Raw genomic sequence first — 14311 nt, 5'->3', positions numbered from 1 at the left:
AGCAAAGGTACGGCCGTGGCACGGACGCGGTCGTCACCTGTGATGCGGATCCTTCCGCGTCCGTCCCAGGTACTACTCGGGGGTCGCCTCGTCCCCCCAGGTCAGGCGCGGAACGCCGGCGCGTGCTCGGCGGCCCATTCGGCGAAGGTCCGCGCCGGGCGCCCGGTGACCCTGAGCACGGTGTCGACGACGGTCCGGCCCTCGGGCGGGGTGTTGCCGTACACGTCGATCAGGAAGTCGATCACGTCCTGCGGCAGACCGGCGGCCTGCCATTTGGCGACCGCCTCGTCCGGGGTGAGCTCGGTCAGCACGATGTCCTTGCCCCGGGCCTCGGCGATCGCGTCCACCTTGTCCCGCAGACTCAGCACCTCAGGCCCGGTGATCAGGTACGTCTGCCCGTCGTGGCCGTCCTCGGTGAGGGCGACCGCGCCGACCGCGCCGATGTCGGCCTCGTGGACCATGGCGCTCAGCCGGTCCGTGAACGGCTCGCCGACCGCGTCCTCGGTGCGGATCCCCTCGGCCCACTCCAGCGCGTTCGCCATGAACTCGACCGGCATCAGCACGGTCCAGGCGAGGCCGCTCTTCTGCACGGCGTCCTGGAGCGGGGTGTCGCCGCCGCCGTTCAGCACGGTGATCCGCCGCACCCCGGCCTCCCGGGCGAGCGCGACGATCTCCGGTCCGGTCTCCAGCGGAGCCATGTACTCCCCGCCGAAGGTGATGAGGTGCAGTGCGGTGACGCCTTCCAGAGCCGGTGCCAGGCTCACCGGATCGGTGAGGTCGCCGCGGACCGCCTCGGCGCCCGCCGGCAGCGACGCCCGGGCGCGGCCGGGGTCGCGGGTCAGGGCGCGGACCGAGTGCCCGCGCTCCAGCAGTTCGGCGACGACCTGGCGGCCGACCGTCCCGGTGGCACCGGCGACGAGGATCTTCTGGGGATGGGTGGGGTTCGTCATGGACTCACCGTAGGAAGCGTTGCGGACACCTTCTGTCCGCATCTCACCGTCGGTGGCGCCGCATCTCCCCGTCGCACCCGCATCTCACCGTCGGTGGCGCCCGGGGGGGGATCCTCCGGGCCGCAACCGTCACCAGGCGAGCTGCGCGATCTCCTCTGCCACCACCGCACAGGCGTCCGCCGCCGGGTCGATCAGCGGGAAGTGGCCGATGTCCGCGAGCAGGGTGAAGCCGACCGTCTCGCCCGCCTTCGCGGCCGCGTCGACGAACGACTCGGCGACGGCCTGTGGCACGACGGTGTCCTCGCGGCCCTGGACGACGGTCGTGGCGATCCCGGTGGGCAGCAGCACGGCCGGGTCCGCGCAGCCGGCACGCGCCTCGAACTCCGGCTCCCCGCCCAGGAGCTGGTGCACCGCGCCGCCGCAGACGTCCAGCTCGGCCGCCCGGGCCAGGTCGGCTATCGGCGCCAGTGCGACGACCCCGCGCAGCTGCGGCTCGGCCGGGAGTCGCCAGGGCGAGCCCGCCGGCAGTACGTGCCGGGCGGCCGCCCACAGCGCCAGATGCCCGCCCGCCGAATGGCCGGTGAGGACCGTGCGCCTCGGGTCGGCCTGCGGCAGCGCCGTGCGGGCCAGTTCGGGCAGTGCGTCCATCGCCGCGGCGACGTCGTCGAACGTCTCCGGCCAGCGCCCGGCGACCGGCCCGGCGCCCTCCCCGCCGCGCTGCTGGGGCAGCGACGCACCCCTGCGGTACTCCACGTTGGCCACGGCGAAACCGCGCCGGGCCAGGAAGTCCGCGAACGGGGTCACGTGCTGCCGGTCGTACGGCGCCCGCCATGCCCCGCCGTGCAACAGCACCACGAGCGGCGCCGAATCCCGGCCGTCACGCGGGGCGTAGAAGTCGACGACCTGGTCCGGGTGTTCGCCGTAGGCCGCCGAGGCGTCCGGGGCGACGGCCGGATGCGACAGGGCCGAAGCCTCCTCGGCGGCGTCGCGAGCGGCGGCGGGGTCCGGCATGCTGCTCCAACCTTTCGGTGAGGGGGCCGAATCGGCCTGGCCAGCCGGGACGGTACCAGGCCGCCGGCCCCCCGTGATCAGCCGCTCGGCGGGGAGTTCACCCCGGCCAGCACCTCGGCGAGGACCCTCGCCGCGTGCTCGGCGTCCGCGAAGCCGACGTACAGCGGGGTGAAGCCGAACCGCAGCACGTCGGGGCGGCGCAGATCGCCGACCACACCGCGCGCGATCAGGGCCTCCATGACCGTGGGCGCGTCGGGGCAGGCCAGCGCCACCTGGCTGCCCCGCTCCGCGTGTGCGGCCGGGGTGAGCGAGGTGACCCTGCCGGCCGGCACGTACGCGTCGACGCACTCGAGGAAGAAGTCGGTGAGGGCGAGACTCTTGGCCCGCACCGCCTCCACCGTGACCCCGTCCCACACGTCGAGCGCCGCCTCCAGCGCCAGCATCGAGAGGATGTCGGGCGTGCCGACCCGGCCGCGCACCGCGCCCTCGGCCGGCGTGTACCCGGGGGTCATTCCGAACGGGTCGGCGTGCGAGTTCCAGCCCGGCAGCGGCGAGTCGAAGCGGCCCTGGTGGCGCTCGGCGACGTACAGGTACGCAGGCGAACCGGGCCCGCCGTTGAGGTACTTGTAGGTGCAGCCGACCGCGAGGTCCACCCCGTGCTCGTCGAGCCCGACGGGCAGCGCGCCCGCGCTGTGGCACAGGTCCCAGACCGCGAGGGCGCCCCGCGCGTGCAGCGCGGCCGTGATCCCGGGCAGGTCGTGGAGGCGGCCGGTGCGGTAGTCGACGTGGTTGACGAGCGCGGCGGCCGTGCGCGGGCCCACCGCGTCCGGTACGTCGGCGGGGTCGACGACGACCGTGCGGTGGCCGGTCAGCCGGGCGGCCGACTCGGCGATGTACCCGTCGGTGGGGAAGGTCGTGGCGTCGACGACGATCTCGTCCCGGTCGGCCGGGGCCATCCGCACCGCCGCGACCACGGCCTTGAAGACGTTCACGCTCGTGGAGTCGCCGACGACGATCTGACCGGGCGCCGCGCCGAGGAGCGGGGCTATCCGCTCGCCGATCCGCTCGGGCGCCGTCCACCAGCCGCTCTCGCCCCAGGAGCGGATGCGCAGTTCGCCCCACTGCCTGCCGATGACGTCGGCCATCCGCTCCTGGACGTGGCGCGGCAGGGCGCCGAGCGAGTTCCCGTCCAGGTAGACCGTGCCGTCGTCGAGCGCGAACAGCTCCCGCCGCTTGGCCAGTTCGTCCGCCGCGTCCAGCTCCGCGGCCCGCTCGGTGAGTCGCGTCTCAGACATGGCTGCGCGCCGTCCACAGCTCCGGGAACACGTTCTTGGCCGCCCGCTTCTCCAGCCAGGCGACACCGGCGGAGCCGCCCGTGCCGGCCTTGGCGCCCATGGCGCGCCGGGTGGCGACGAGGTGGTCGTTGCGCCAGCGCCACACCAGCTCACCGACGTCGGTCAGCGCCTCGCCGAGGCGGACGAGCTCGGCGTCCTGGTCCTCGTTCCCGTACACCTCCGCCCACACGCCCTCGACCTCGGGCGACGGCTCGTAGCGCTGTGACAGGTCGCGGTCGAGGACGGACTGCGGAACGGGCAGGCCGCGGCGGGCGAGCAGCCGGAGCACCTCGTCGTAGAGGCTCGGCTCGTGCAGGGCCTTCTCCAGCTCGGCGTGGACGCGCGGCGCGCCGCGGTGCGGCACCAGCATGGACGCGGACTTCTCGCCGAGCAGGAACTCCATCCGCCGGTACATCGCGGACTGGAAGCCGGAGCCCTCGCCGAGGGCGCTGCGGTACGCGTTGAACTGCACGGGGGTGAGCTGCGCGAGCGGCCGCCAGGAGGCGTTGAGCGCGTCCAGCTCCCGCACGGAGCGCTTCAGCGCGTCCATCGCGACGGGCACCTCGTCGCGGCGCAGGGCCCGGGAGGCGGTCTCCCACTCGTGGACGATGACGGTGAACCAGAGCTCCATGACCTGGGTGGTCACCAGGAACACCATCTCGCCGGGATCGTCGGAGAGGGGGTGCTGGAGGTGGGTGAGGACGTCCGCCTGGACGTAGTCCTCGTACGGGGTAGTGCCCGCGAAGTCGAGGTTCGGGGTGACCGAACCCGCTCCGGAGGCATCGGGAAATTGCGACATTCGCCGTCTCCTGACACATGTGTCCGGGTAGCGGTCCGCTCCTTCCGTTCGTGGTCTCGGAGCCCCGGTCCCCTGCGCGCATCATAAACACGGCTCCCACCGGTGACGCGAGGGGCGGGTGCCCGGTCAGGGCACCCGCCCCTCGTGCGGAACGGTTCGGCGGGATCAGCCGAGGGTGTCGGCCGCCGTCTCCGACGAGTCGCGCAGGAACGTGCTGCAGCGCTCGTACTCGTCCTGCTCGCCGATCGCCTGCGCGGCGCGGGCGAGGGCGTGCAGGGCACGCAGGAAGCCGCGGTTCGGCTCGTGCTCCCACGGCACCGGGCCGTGCCCCTTCCAGCCGCTGCGGCGCAGCGCGTCCAGGCCCCGGTGGTATCCCGTACGCGCGTAGGCGTACGACTCGACGACCCGCCCGGCCTCGAACGCCTCGTCGGCGAGCTGGGCCCAGGCGAGCGAGGATGTCGGGTACTTCGCGGCGACGTCGGCGGAGGCCGTGCCGTTCGCGAGCATCTCCCGCGGCTCGGGGTCGTCGGGCAGGTGGGTGGGGGGCGGTCCCCCCAGCAGGTTCTCGTGGATGGCCATGGGTTCAGTGTCACAGGTCGCCGGCGAATCCGTGGAGCCGGTGCCGGTCGCACCGGGGCCGGGTGCCGCGTCGACGCCCTGGTGCGGGCCGGGGCGGGACGCAGGCTCTGACGTGCGACGAAGCGGCGGCCCGGCGGTGACGTGGGCGGCGGCCGGAGCCGGTGCTCCGCATCCGGGCGGGGGGCGACCGGGCCATCCTGCTCCTCAGCCGGACCGGCCGCTCCCGGCGTCCCCTGGCTCGGGCTCCGGCATCGGCTCCAGCGGTGGGGCTCCGACACCGCAGTGCACCCTGCACGCGGCGTGGCAGGGAGCCTCCGTCGGCCGCCGCACCAGGGCGAAGGCGAGCACCGAGCCCACCACGAGGATCGCCGCGCACAGGGGCATCGCCCGGGCGAAGGCGGCCGCGAACTGCTCCGGGATCCGGTACGTCTCCGGCCCCATCCCGGCCAGCATCGGCAGCGCGGCCACCGCGAGCAGTCCCGCCGCACGCGCCGCCGCGTTGTTGACGCCGCTGGCGATCCCGGCCCGCGCGGTGTCCACGGACGCCAGGACGGTCGCGGTCAGCGGGGCCACCAGCGTCACCATCCCGAGGCCCAGCACCAGCAGCGCCGGCAGCACGTCTGCGCGGTAGGAGGCGTCAGGGCCGACTCGCAGCATCAGCAGCATCCCCGCCGCGCACAGCAGCGGCCCGACGGTGAGCGGAATGCGCGGGCCGATCCGCTCGCCGAGCTGCCCGGCCTGTGCGGAGAGCAGCAGCATCAGCACGGTGGTGGGCAGCAGGGCGGTCCCCGCGCCGAGGGCCGAGTAGCCGGAGACGACCTGGAGTTGCAGCGCGGTGAGGAAGAAGAAGCCGCTGAACCCCGCGTACACGCACACGGTCACCAGATTGACCGCGGTGAACAGCCGGGAGCGGAAGATCGAGACCGGCAGCATCGGATCCTTCCGGCGCCGCTCCAGCCGGAGGAACGCGGCGCCCGTCAGCACGCCCACGACGCCGGTCCACCACGAGCCGTCGATCAGCGCGTACGTCACCAGCGCCAGGCTCAGCGCCCCCAGCACCGCGCCCAGCACGTCGAACCGGCCGTGCGCCGCGGGGTCCCGCGACTCGGGCACATGGCGCAGCGCGACGGGCACGCACAGCACGGCCAGCGGCACGTTCAGCAGGAACACCCACCGCCAGCCCGGGCCGTCCACGAGCCACCCGCCGACGAACGGCCCGATCGCCGCGCCGACCCCGCCGAACCCGGACCACAGCCCCACGGCCTTGGCCCGGTCGTCCGGGTGGAAGCTGGCCTGGATCAGCGCGAGCGACCCCGGGGTGAGCAGCGCCCCGCCGACGCCCTGCAGCGCTCGGGCGACGATCAGCACAGGGGCGTTCGGCGCGAGTCCGCAGGCCAGCGAGGCGAGCGCGAACCACACCACCCCGACGACGAACACCCGCCGGCGCCCGTACCGGTCCCCCAGCGCCCCGCCGAGCAGGATCAGCCCCGCGAGGGTGAGCATGTAGGCGTTCACGGTCCACTGGAGTTCGGCGAGGTCGGCGTCGAGGTCCTCACCGATGTGGGGCAGGGCGACGTTGACGACGGTGGAGTCGAGCATGGCCATGCCGGACCCGAGGACGGTCGTCAGGACGATCCAGCGCCCGGTGGCCGACGCGAGCCTGATGTCCATAGGGCGAATCATTCCGTCCGCCGGGCCTCCCGGCGACCCGGCCGCGGGTCACGGACCCGCGGCCGGGGGGCGGGCGACGGGCGTGGGACCGGGCCGCTACGGGGACGGGTGTGGGGCCCGGTCCGCTCCGGTCACGGGCGGGCCCCCGGCCAGGACGACACGGTCAGACCAGCCGGGTCAGTGCCCGCACCAGCGCATCCGCGCCCACCTCCGCCTTGGCACGCGGGCAGCCCAGATTGAGGCGGACGAAGCCCTCGGCCCCGTACACCGCGCCGGGCATGATCGCGACGCGTTCCCGCTCGACCAACTCCCGCTGGAGCGCCTCGTCGTCCACACCCAGCGCCCGGAGGTCGATCCACGCCAGATACCCCGCCTGCGGCGGCTCCCAGCCCAGGACGGGGAAGGCCGACCGCAGCCGCTCCTCCAACATCGCCAGATTCCCCGCCGCGTAGGCGCGGGCGGCGTCCAGCCATCCGGCGCCGTCCCGGTACGCCGCGATGTGCGCGGTCAGCGAGAGCACCGCGGGCGACGCGAGGCCCTCACCCGTCTCCATCCGCCGGATGAACGCGGCACGCTCCTCCGGGTCGCCGATGATCCCGTACGAGCCGGTCAGCGCCGGGAAGTTGAACGCCTTCGACGCCGATGTGACCACGGCCCACCGTCCCCGGTCGTCCGCGAACCGCGTCCACGGCAGATGCCGGTGACCGTCGTGCACGAAGTCCGCGTGGATCTCGTCGGAGATCACGGCGACGCGGTGCGTCTCCGCCAGCAGGGAGAACCCCTTCAGCTCGTCCTCGGTCCACACCCGCCCGGTGGGGTTGTGGGGCGAACAGAGGATCAGCACCTTCGCGTCCGGCCGGGCGAGCTCCTGCTCCAGCCCGGCCGCATCGCCCACCACGACCCCCCTGAGCCGCCTCCCGAGTCCCGTGACCGCCTTGCGGAAGCCGTCGTACGTGGGGGTGTGGACGACCACGCCGTCGCCCGGTTCCGTCCACATCCGCAGCAGTTGGGACAGCTGGTTGAGCACCGACGGCCCGTAGACGATCCGTTCCGGATCGAGCACGGTGTCGTGCCTGCCGGCGTACCAGCCGGATATCGCCTCGCGGAACTCGCCCAGCCGCCAGTCGGTGTACCCGAAGACCCCGTGGGCGAGACGCTCGCGCAGTGCGTCCAGCACCTCCGGCGGAGACGCGAAGTCCATGTCGGAGATGGTGAACGGCAGCAGTCCGTCCACGCCGAACCGGTCGGCGACACCGTCCCACTGCACGCTGGCGGTGCCGCGCCGGTCGACGGGGGTGTCGAAGTCGTACGTGCCCTGGTGCGTCAACGTCGGATCCCTCCGGACAGGACGAAGGCCCGGCACCGCTCGCCGGTACCGGGCCTCACGTCGGACTGGGTCTCGTCCCGCTTGCCCTTACTTCATCTTGTTGCCCGCGGCGCGCAGCACCTGGCAGGCCTCGAGGACACGCTTCGACATGCCGGCCTCGGCGGCCTTGCCCCAGGTGCGCGGGTCGTAGGTCTTCTTGGAGCCGACCTCGCCGTCGACCTTCAGGACACCGTCGTAGTTCTTGAACATGTGGTCCGCGACGGGGCGGCTGAAGGCGTACTGGGTGTCGGTGTCGAGGTTCATCTTGACGACGCCGTTCTCCAGCGCGACCGCGATCTCCTCGGCCGTGGAGCCGGAGCCGCCGTGGAAGACGAAGTCGAACGGCTCGGACTTGCCGTACTTGGCCGCGACGCCCTCCTGGAGCTCCTTGAGCAGCTCGGGACGGAGCACGACGTTGCCCGGCTTGTAGACGCCGTGGACGTTGCCGAAGGACGCGGCCAGCAGGTAGCGGCCCTTCTCACCCAGGCCGAGCGCCTCGGCGGTGCGGATGGCGTCCTCGACGGTGGTGTACAGCTCGTCGTTGATCTCGTGCGTGACGCCGTCCTCCTCGCCGCCGGTCGGGGTGATCTCGACCTCGAGGATGATCTTGGCGGCGGCTGCGCGGGCCAGCAGCTCCTGGGCGATCGCCAGGTTGTCGGCGAGGGTCTCGGCGGAGCCGTCCCACATGTGCGACTGGAAGAGCGGGTTCTGGCCCTGGGCGACACGCTGCTCGGAGATGGCCAGCAGCGGGCGGACGTAGCCGTCCAGCTTGTCCTTCGGGCAGTGGTCGGTGTGCAGGGCGATGTTGACCGGGTACTTGTCGGCCACGACGTGCGCGAACTCGGCGAGGGCGACGGCGCCCGTCACCATGTCCTTGCTGTACTGGCCACCCAGGAACTCCGCACCACCGGTGGAGATCTGGACGATGCCGTCGCTCTCGGCCTCCGCGAAACCGCGCAGCGCAGCGTGCAGGGTCTGGGACGAGGTGACGTTGATGGCCGGGTAGGCGAACTTGCCTGCCTTCGCCCGGTCGAGCATCTCGTTGTAGACCTCGGGGGTTGCGATGGGCATCTGTCCGCTCCTTGTGATGTGCGGTTTGCGTTGCTTGGCACCCTGACCTGGGGGCGACGTCATCGTCGCACCTATCTTTCCAGACGCCCATGGGGGCTCAGAGAACAAGGGGCGGGACGTTTCACGTGAAACGCCCGCCCCTTGCGGAAAGCGCAGGTCAGATCCGGTGGTCCGGATCAGTCGAGACCGAGGTCCGACAGTTCGAATCCGGTCAGATAGGGCAGCCCGGCCTCGGCGATCGCCCCGGCGGCGCCACGGTCCACGATCGTGGCCACGGCGACGACCTCGCCGCCTGCCTCGCGGACGGCCTCGACGGCGGTCAGCGGCGAACCGCCGGTCGTGGAGGTGTCCTCGACGACGAGGCAGCGGCGGCCCTTGACGTCCGCGCCCTCGATCCGGCGCTGCATCCCGTGCGTCTTCTGGGCCTTCCGTACGACGAAGGCGTCCAGACGCTCACCGCGGGCGGCGGAGGCATGCAGCATCGCCGATGCGACGGGGTCGGCGCCGAGCGTCAGACCGCCGACGCAGTCGAAGTCCAGCTCCTTGGTCAGATCGAGCATGACCCGGCCGACCATCGGCGCGGCCTCGCCGTCCAGCGTGATCCGGCGAAGGTCGATGTAGTAGTCGGCCTCACGACCCGAGGAGAGGGTCACCTTGCCGTGCACCACGGCCTTGTCCTTGATCTGCTGGAGCAGCTCAGCACGTACGTCAGTCATGGCCATGAGCTTATGCCCTGCTCTCCGGCCCGGGCCGGGACCGCCTCCGGCCCCGGCCCGGTACCGCAGTGCGACAGCGCCTAGGCGAGCCGTCGCCACGACCAGGTCGTCGCGATCTCGAGAGGGTCGATGGGCGTGACCAGACGCGGGTGCGTGTTCAGGCCGTTCGGGGGCCCTGACTGCGGCTCGACGCAGACCGCCTCCTCCTGCTCGTCGTAGACGACCACCCACTCGGTCCGGCTCTTCACGGTCAGCTCCAGCTGCTCCGGCCAGGTGAGGGTGACATCGACACCGTCCTCCATGCCGAAGCAGTCGTCCCACGGGCCGGGCATGGGCCCGATCCGCCGGCCGGTGGGCAGATGGTCGGAGCCCCGCTCCTCCTGCCAGTCGGGGATGAAGTCGAGCCGGGCCCCCTTGCCGTCGGGGAAGGCATGACGCTGGAACCACGGGTGCCAGCCCGCCTGGGCGGGGAACGAGTCGCCGTACGTCTCGATGCCGAGCTGGAGGGTCAGCGAGTCCTCGCTCAGCTCGAACGTCTGGGTGACGAGCCCCGTGTACGGCCAGGGTTCGCCGAGTTCGTAGGTGAAGACGGCCTGGGCGGGGCCGGTGCGGGCGGTCCGCCAGGCGGTGTCCCGTCCGGTGCCGTGGATGGCGTGCGGCGGATCGTTGACGGGCAGCTGGTGTTCCACGCCGCCGTTGCGGAAGCGGCCGTTCTCGGTGCGGCCGCACCAGGGAACCATCGGGAAGCAGCCGTATCGCTCGCCCTGCCGAAGCAGCTCGGTACCCGCGATGCGGAAGCTGCTGATCCGGCAGCCGTTGTCCGGAGTGACGGTCAACTCGACGTCGCCGGCGGTGAGCCGGACGTTCTCTTCGCTACTCACACCCCGACCCTACTGGCGGACGGCCGGGCATGCCCCTGCCGCGTGGGCCGCTCGAGGCCCCGCCCGCTACCTCCGGCGGCGCAGCGCGCGTCCGACGACGACGGCGGAGGCGATGGCGAGCGCGGCGGCGGGGGCGGCCCAGCGCAGGGTGCTCCCGGCGGTGGCGGGCTGGGGTGCGGGGACGGGGGCGTACCGGCCTCGCGGTGGCGCGTGGTCCACCTCCTCCGCGCTGCGGCCGATCATCGTCCGGCGGGCGTGGGCGGCCTCCGCGGGCGGCTCGTCGTCCTCCCCGAACACCTCGTCGGCCAGCGGGTCCAGCGACGGCGGCGGCACGTCGACGTCGAACAGGGACGCGTCCTCGTCGTCCTCCACCGCGTCCTCCCGCGCGCCGCTCCCGTCGGCCGGTGCCGCCGAGGCGTCACCGCCCGGGGTTCGGGACGCCGTCCCGGCCCCGGTCGCCGCCGCGTCGGCGTCGGCGCCCTTGGCGCTGTCCGTGCCGGTGTCCGCGTCCGTCGGCTCGGCCACTCCCGAGTCCTGCGCGGGTGCGGCTCCGGCCGCGGACCCACTGCCCGGATCCTCGGGGCCGGCGCCCGAGCCCGTGTCCCCGGCCGCCGCGCGCCCCTCCTCCCCCGCCGCGGCCTCCAGGGACGAGGCGAACCGGTCGAGCAGGCGCCTCGCGGCCTGTTCCGCAGTGCCCGGGGCGGCGTCCGCGAGACGCCCGTCCGCGTGGGCCGTTCCGGTGAAGCCGAGCGTGGCGCCGCCCTCGGCCTCGGTGATCCGGACGGTCAGGGCCAGCTTGGCCGAGCCGTGGCCGCGGGCCTCCGTGCCCTCGCCCTCGACCGAGAAGCCGCCGTCCGTCTCGGTGATCCGGAGCGCACCCCGGTAGGTGATGGTGTGACCGCCCACGCGGACCTTCAGGCGCCCCCCGAGCGGGCCCGCCGACGCGTCGGCGTCCCGCTGGAGCCCCGGGACGCACCGGGCGACCCGCGCGGGGTCGGCCAGCGTCCGCCGGAGACTGTCTGCCGGTACCGGAACGAACACCTCATGCTCCATGGAAGCCGAGCCTACTCAGCCCCGGGCCGACGTGAGTCGTTCTGTGCAGAACCGGCACAGTCCACGGCGCTCAGTCGGCGTACCGCGGCCGCAGCAGCGTCGACGGCGGCACGTCCCCCGGCCGCTCCTCCTCGACGCCGAGCACGCCGGGACCGGGCGCCGGCGGGACGCCACGGGCCTCCGGGACGGCGAGGACGAAACCGCGATCGGGGCGTCCGGGCGCGCGGTAGGGCCGGGTCGCGAAGCCCGCCGCACGGATCGTGGACTCGACCGTCCAGTACGCGTGCGGGCGCGCCCCGACCGGTCCGGCGTGCACGGCGAGCCGTCCGCCGTCCGCGAGGACCCCGGCCGTGAGCCCGTAGAACTCCTGCGAGTACAGCTTGGTGCTGGGTGTGACGCCCGGGTCGGGCAGGTCCGAGACCACCACGTCGTACGCGTGGCGGGGCGCCGTCGCGCCCCGCAGCCAGCGGAACGCGTCCGCGTACACGACCTTCACCCGCGGATCCCGGTACACATGGCCGTTCAGCGCGGACAGCGCCGGATCCGTGCGCGCCAGCCGGACCATCCCCGGGTCGAGTTCGACCACGGTGACCGAGCGCACCGCCGGGTGGCGGAGCGCCTCGCGCGCCGCCAGCCCGTCACCGCCGCCGAGGACCAGCACGCGCGCGTGCGGGCCCTGACGCATCGCGGGGTGCACCAGCGCCCTGTGATGACGGTCCCCGTCCCCGCCGCTCATCTGCAGCCGGCCGTCCAGGAACAGGTCGACCGGCCCGTCCTCCGCGCCGGTCAGGACGACCTCCTGCACCCCGGTGTGCACGGCCACCCGCACCGGCTCGCCGTACACGGCCCGCCGCGCCGCCGCCTCGAAGTCGGCGACCAGCGCCGTCGCGGTGGCCAGCACGGCCAGCACGGCCAGATTCGCGCCGAGCAGCCACCACCGCGCCCGCGGCGAGATGTCCCGCCGGAACAGCCACAGCACCAGCGCCCCGCCCGCCACCGCGTTCACCGCGCCCGTGAGCAGGGCACCGGTCAGCTGGCCGAGCCACGGCAGCAGCAGGAACGGGAACGCGAGGCCGCCGACGAGCGCCCCCACGTAGTCCGCGGCGAAGAGGTCGGCGACCGTCCCCGCGGCGTCCTCCTCGCCGCGGCCGCCGCGCCGTGACGCCCGCTGGATCAGGCTCATCAGCAGCGGGATCTCGGCGCCGATCAGCACGCCGATCGCGAGCGAGAAGGCCACCAGCGCGTACCGGGCCTCGCCCAGCCAGGCGAACGCCGCGTACAGCACGAGGGCCGAGCAGCCGCCGATCAGCGCGAGCGCCGCCTCCACCAGGCCGAAGCCGACGGCGGCGTGGCAGCGCAGGCGCTTGGCGAGCAGCGAGCCGACGCCCATCGCGAACACCATGACGGAGAGCACGACGGACGCCTGGGTGACGGAGTCGCCGATCAAGTACGAGGCGAGGGCGACGAGTTCGAGCTCGTACACCAGACCGCAGGCGGCGCAGACGAACACCACGAGGAGGACGAGGAACCGGCCCGCGCCCGGACGGACGGGCGGCGGCCGCACCCCGCCCCGTACCGGTGCTGACACAGGCTGGTCGATCATGCCGTAACGCTACGTCACTCATCCATCCCGAAGCGTCACCCACACGGGTGCAACTGCCCCGAAATGCCGTGGCGACGGTTGGGATCAGCGCGGGACGGGCACGCGCGCGCCGACGTGCGTGCGGGTCACGACCAACTGGCCCTCCTGCGGGTACGCGTGCCACGTGCGCCATCGCATCTGGCCGTCCACCTGCTGCGCCACCATCGCCGTGAACGCGTGCGGCGAGCCGGGGAACGTGCCGGCCAGCCCGTGCGGATGGTCGGCCACCAGCGCCAGCAACTCCTGCGCGCGCCCCGCGAACGAGCCCTCGGACAGCGTCTCGACACGCGCGGCGAACTCGTACTCCCAGTCCCCGAGCCGCCGCGCCACTCCCAGCGGCAGCGGGGTGCTGCGGCCGGGCATGCACGCGACCGTCTCCGAGCAGGTGCCGTGCTCCCCTTCGAGCAGCACCTGGTGCGAGGCGCCCAGAAGTCTCAACTGCAGTTTTGTGCCTGCCAGTTCGAGATCGAGCTCGGCGAGCGCGGGCAGCGGCTCCCGACCCAGTGCCCAGGCCAGGTCGGCCGCGCGGGTGTCGGTATAGGAGGTCTTCAGGGTCGTGAGCATGGGTCGGCTCCGCAAACACGCGTGACAGGTGGACCGGGGCGCCCCGGAGGCAGCACAGGGAGGGTGGGGGATCTGCCGACTCGGGTCCACAGACGGTCCGAGGGCTGGATGTTCTCAACAGCGAGGGAACCATGAAGTGCGCGACGTCCACAGCGCTTTTACCCAACTTGACGTGCATTACATCCCCTGGGGGGCCTTACGGTTCAACTGTTCAACAGAAACCCATGGAGGAAGTGCACAACACCGGCGGATAAGTGCATCGCCCGTCAACAGGAAGGCGCCCGGCGGAAGTTCGTTCCGTCCGAGCGCCCCCGGTCCCGGCGGGCCGGCTGCCCCGTGTCAGCCGCCCCGCCGTCGCACGGGTGGTCAGCTGCCGCCTCCGCAGCCACCGCCGCCGCCGCCGCACGAGGACCCTCCGCCGCAGGACGAGCCCCCGCCGCAGGAGGAACCGCCGCTTCCGCCGGCCCACCAGCTGTTGCCACCGCCGCGGCGCGAACGCCCCCCGCGCCTGCCGCTCGCCGCGGCCACCGCGAGCCCGATGACCACGATCACCCCGATGCCGATCACGATTCCGATCATTGACCTCACCGTCCTTCGTCCCCCGAAGCGAGGCTGCTTCCGGCTGCCTGGGGGATGCCCCCGGCCCTCGCGGCCCAAAGCAGACTTGAGCTAGT

The 14311-nt window shown here is 73.2% G+C and carries 14 protein-coding genes; all 14 read right to left on the bottom strand.

Annotated features, from left to right (window positions below):
* Nucleotides 1–101 precede the first annotated feature (101 nt).
* Complete coding sequence (locus BLT82_RS11610; protein WP_093653828.1) at nt 102–950, bottom strand: NAD(P)H-binding protein; 849 nt, start codon at nt 948–950, stop codon at nt 102–104.
* A 129-nt stretch (nt 951–1079) separates the two neighbouring features.
* Complete coding sequence (locus BLT82_RS11605) at nt 1080–1961, bottom strand: alpha/beta hydrolase (protein WP_093653827.1); 882 nt, start codon at nt 1959–1961, stop codon at nt 1080–1082.
* 77 nt (nt 1962–2038) lie between these two features.
* Nucleotides 2039–3256 carry a kynureninase gene (kynU, locus tag BLT82_RS11600; RefSeq protein WP_093653826.1) on the bottom strand — a complete coding sequence of 406 codons (1218 nt, stop codon included), beginning with the start codon at nt 3254–3256 and terminating at the stop codon, nt 2039–2041.
* Nucleotides 3249–4094, bottom strand: coding sequence for a tryptophan 2,3-dioxygenase (locus tag BLT82_RS11595; protein ID WP_093653825.1), 846 nt, complete (start codon nt 4092–4094; stop codon nt 3249–3251). Before BLT82_RS11595 ends, kynU begins: the two co-directional genes overlap by 8 nt.
* 165 nt (nt 4095–4259) lie before the next feature.
* The gene (locus BLT82_RS11590) at nt 4260–4673 is read right to left on the bottom strand and encodes a DUF3151 domain-containing protein (RefSeq protein WP_093653824.1); all 414 of its coding nucleotides are present in this window, start codon (nt 4671–4673) and stop codon (nt 4260–4262) included.
* Between the two features lie 204 nt (nt 4674–4877).
* Nucleotides 4878–6344, bottom strand: a complete 1467-nt coding sequence (locus tag BLT82_RS11585; RefSeq protein WP_093653823.1) for a DHA2 family efflux MFS transporter permease subunit — start codon at nt 6342–6344, stop codon at nt 4878–4880.
* A gap of 163 nt (nt 6345–6507) precedes the next feature.
* Nucleotides 6508–7671, bottom strand: coding sequence for a MalY/PatB family protein (locus tag BLT82_RS11580; protein WP_093653822.1), 1164 nt, complete (start codon nt 7669–7671; stop codon nt 6508–6510).
* Nucleotides 7672–7758: 87 nt separating this feature from the next.
* On the bottom strand, nt 7759–8781 hold the full coding sequence (gene fbaA, locus BLT82_RS11575; RefSeq protein ID WP_093653821.1) for a class II fructose-bisphosphate aldolase: 1023 nt from the start codon (nt 8779–8781) through the stop codon (nt 7759–7761).
* Nucleotides 8782–8957: 176 nt separating this feature from the next.
* Nucleotides 8958–9497, bottom strand: a complete 540-nt coding sequence (gene pyrE / locus BLT82_RS11570) for an orotate phosphoribosyltransferase (RefSeq protein ID WP_093653929.1) — start codon at nt 9495–9497, stop codon at nt 8958–8960.
* Between the two features lie 80 nt (nt 9498–9577).
* On the bottom strand, nt 9578–10378 hold the full coding sequence (locus BLT82_RS11565) for an aldose epimerase family protein (RefSeq protein ID WP_093653820.1): 801 nt from the start codon (nt 10376–10378) through the stop codon (nt 9578–9580).
* Between the two features lie 66 nt (nt 10379–10444).
* Entirely contained in the window at nt 10445–11431 is a 987-nt protein-coding gene (locus BLT82_RS11560; protein ID WP_093653819.1) for an SRPBCC domain-containing protein, read from the bottom strand.
* A 70-nt stretch (nt 11432–11501) separates the two neighbouring features.
* On the bottom strand, nt 11502–13034 hold the full coding sequence (locus BLT82_RS11555) for a polyamine aminopropyltransferase (RefSeq protein ID WP_167745996.1): 1533 nt from the start codon (nt 13032–13034) through the stop codon (nt 11502–11504).
* 84 nt (nt 13035–13118) lie between these two features.
* The gene (locus tag BLT82_RS11550; RefSeq protein ID WP_093653818.1) at nt 13119–13637 is read right to left on the bottom strand and encodes a DUF2617 family protein; all 519 of its coding nucleotides are present in this window, start codon (nt 13635–13637) and stop codon (nt 13119–13121) included.
* 366 nt (nt 13638–14003) lie between these two features.
* Nucleotides 14004–14216 carry a hypothetical protein gene (locus BLT82_RS11545; protein ID WP_093653817.1) on the bottom strand — a complete coding sequence of 71 codons (213 nt, stop codon included), beginning with the start codon at nt 14214–14216 and terminating at the stop codon, nt 14004–14006.
* Between the last annotated feature and the right edge of the window lie 95 nt (nt 14217–14311).

It is taken from the genome of Streptomyces wuyuanensis, assembly GCF_900103455.1.
Lineage (GTDB): Bacteria > Actinomycetota > Actinomycetes > Streptomycetales > Streptomycetaceae > Streptomyces > Streptomyces wuyuanensis.
The sequence above is the reverse complement of the archived record's forward strand: the minus strand, read 5'-3'. Positions and strand labels throughout refer to the sequence as shown.

What these genes read in the sequence shown, in the direction of transcription:
- BLT82_RS11610 (WP_093653828.1), bottom strand. Translation starts at nt 950, where the DNA reads ATGACGAACCCCACCCATCCCCAGAAGATCCTCGTCGCCGGTGCCACC.
- BLT82_RS11605 (WP_093653827.1), bottom strand. Translation starts at nt 1,961, where the DNA reads ATGCCGGACCCCGCCGCCGCTCGCGACGCCGCCGAGGAGGCTTCGGCC.
- kynU (WP_093653826.1), bottom strand. Translation starts at nt 3,256, where the DNA reads ATGTCTGAGACGCGACTCACCGAGCGGGCCGCGGAGCTGGACGCGGCG.
- BLT82_RS11595 (WP_093653825.1), bottom strand. Translation starts at nt 4,094, where the DNA reads ATGTCGCAATTTCCCGATGCCTCCGGAGCGGGTTCGGTCACCCCGAAC.
- BLT82_RS11590 (WP_093653824.1), bottom strand. Translation starts at nt 4,673, where the DNA reads ATGGCCATCCACGAGAACCTGCTGGGGGGACCGCCCCCCACCCACCTG.
- BLT82_RS11585 (WP_093653823.1), bottom strand. Translation starts at nt 6,344, where the DNA reads ATGGACATCAGGCTCGCGTCGGCCACCGGGCGCTGGATCGTCCTGACG.
- fbaA (WP_093653821.1), bottom strand. Translation starts at nt 8,781, where the DNA reads ATGCCCATCGCAACCCCCGAGGTCTACAACGAGATGCTCGACCGGGCG.
- pyrE (WP_093653929.1), bottom strand. Translation starts at nt 9,497, where the DNA reads ATGACTGACGTACGTGCTGAGCTGCTCCAGCAGATCAAGGACAAGGCC.
- BLT82_RS11560 (WP_093653819.1), bottom strand. Translation starts at nt 11,431, where the DNA reads ATGGAGCATGAGGTGTTCGTTCCGGTACCGGCAGACAGTCTCCGGCGG.
- BLT82_RS11555 (WP_167745996.1), bottom strand. Translation starts at nt 13,034, where the DNA reads ATGATCGACCAGCCTGTGTCAGCACCGGTACGGGGCGGGGTGCGGCCG.
- BLT82_RS11550 (WP_093653818.1), bottom strand. Translation starts at nt 13,637, where the DNA reads ATGCTCACGACCCTGAAGACCTCCTATACCGACACCCGCGCGGCCGAC.
- BLT82_RS11545 (WP_093653817.1), bottom strand. Translation starts at nt 14,216, where the DNA reads ATGATCGGAATCGTGATCGGCATCGGGGTGATCGTGGTCATCGGGCTC.